The sequence below is a fragment of the uncultured Amnibacterium sp. genome, assembly GCF_964244015.1.
GTDB lineage: Bacteria > Actinomycetota > Actinomycetes > Actinomycetales > Microbacteriaceae > Amnibacterium.
The window spans coordinates 1-1,480 of record NZ_CAXTHO010000046.1 but is presented as its reverse complement, the minus strand read 5'-3'; the positions used below and the strand labels follow the sequence as shown (position 1 = coordinate 1,480).

The following is a 1,480-nucleotide window of genomic DNA, read 5'->3' as shown; positions in this document are numbered from 1 at the left end:
ATGGCTGATCCCAAGGGATTCCTCACGACGCGCGAGCGGGAGCTGCCGCGCCGGCGACCCGTCTCCCTCCGGCTGATGGACTGGAAGGAGGTCTACGAGCAGCAGGAATCGGACGAGCTGCGCCGTCAGGCCGGCCGCTGCATGCAGTGCGGCATCCCGTTCTGCCACCAGGGCTGCCCGCTCGGGAACCTGATCCCCGAGTGGAACGACCTCATGCACCGCGGCGAGGGTCGCGAGGCGATCGAGCGCCTGCACGCCACGAACAACTTCCCCGAGTTCACCGGCACGCTGTGCCCGGCGCCGTGCGAGTCCTCCTGCGTGCTCGGCATCAACCAGCCCGCGGTGACGATCAAGCAGGTCGAGATCTCGATCATCGACCAGGCGTTCGAGCGCGGCTGGGTCACGCCGCACCCGCCGCAGCGGCTCACCGGCAAGACCGTCGCCGTCGTGGGCTCGGGCCCCGCCGGTCTCGCCGCCGCCCAGCAGCTGACGCGGGCCGGCCACACCGTCGCGGTGTACGAGCGCGACGACCGCATCGGCGGCCTCATCCGGTACGGCATCCCCGAGTTCAAGATGGAGAAGCACCGGCTCGACCAGCGCCTGAACCAGATGATCGCCGAGGGCACCCGGTTCCGCGCCGGTGTCGAGATCGGCAAGGACATCGCCTGGGACGAGCTGCGCCGCCGGTACGACGCGGTCGTGGTCGCCACCGGCGCGCTGGTCCCGAGGGATCTGGCCGTCCCCGGCCGGGACCTCGAGGGCGTGCACTACGCCATGGAGTACCTGACCCAGTCGAACAAGGCGGTCGCGGGCGACGACGTCCCCGGCCAGATCACCGCCGAGGACCGCCACGTGGTCGTCATCGGCGGCGGCGACACCGGTGCCGACTGCATCGGCACCGCGCACCGGCAGGGTGCGGCGAGCGTGACGAACCTCGCGATCGGCCGGCAGCCCCCCGCCACCCGGAGCGACTCGCAGCCGTGGCCCATGACGCCGACGGTCTTCGAGATCGCCAGCGCGCACGAGGAGGGCGGCCGCCGCGAGTTCCTGGCCTCCACCGTCGAGTTCGTGAGCGACGGCAGCGGTCGCGTCTCGCACCTCCGGGTCGCGGAGACGGAGTACCTGGACGGCAAGCGGGTGCCGCGCGCCGGCACCGAGCGGCTCATCCCCGCCGACCTCGTGCTCATCGCGATGGGCTTCACCGGTCCGGAGCAGGACGAGCTGGCCGACCAGCTCGGCGTCCCGTTCGACGACCGAGGCACCGTGACGAGGGACAACCGCTTCCAGACGCCGGAGCCCGGCGTGTTCGTCGCCGGTGACGCCGGCCGCGGCCAGTCGCTGATCGTGTGGGCGATCGCGGAGGGCCGCAGCGTGGCCGCGGAGGTCGACGCCTACCTCGAGGGCCGGACCGAGCTGCCCGCTCCGGTGCGCCCCACCGATCGGGCGATGACCGTCTGACCTCCCCCGTTCGTCCTCGTCC

At 72.2% G+C, this 1,480-nt stretch carries 1 protein-coding gene; it reads left to right on the top strand.

Annotated features, from left to right (window positions below):
• Complete coding sequence (locus ACFE67_RS07190; protein ID WP_375406188.1) at positions 1-1,458, top strand: glutamate synthase subunit beta; 1,458 nt, start codon at positions 1-3, stop codon at positions 1,456-1,458.
• The last annotated feature ends 22 nt before the right edge of the window (positions 1,459-1,480 follow it).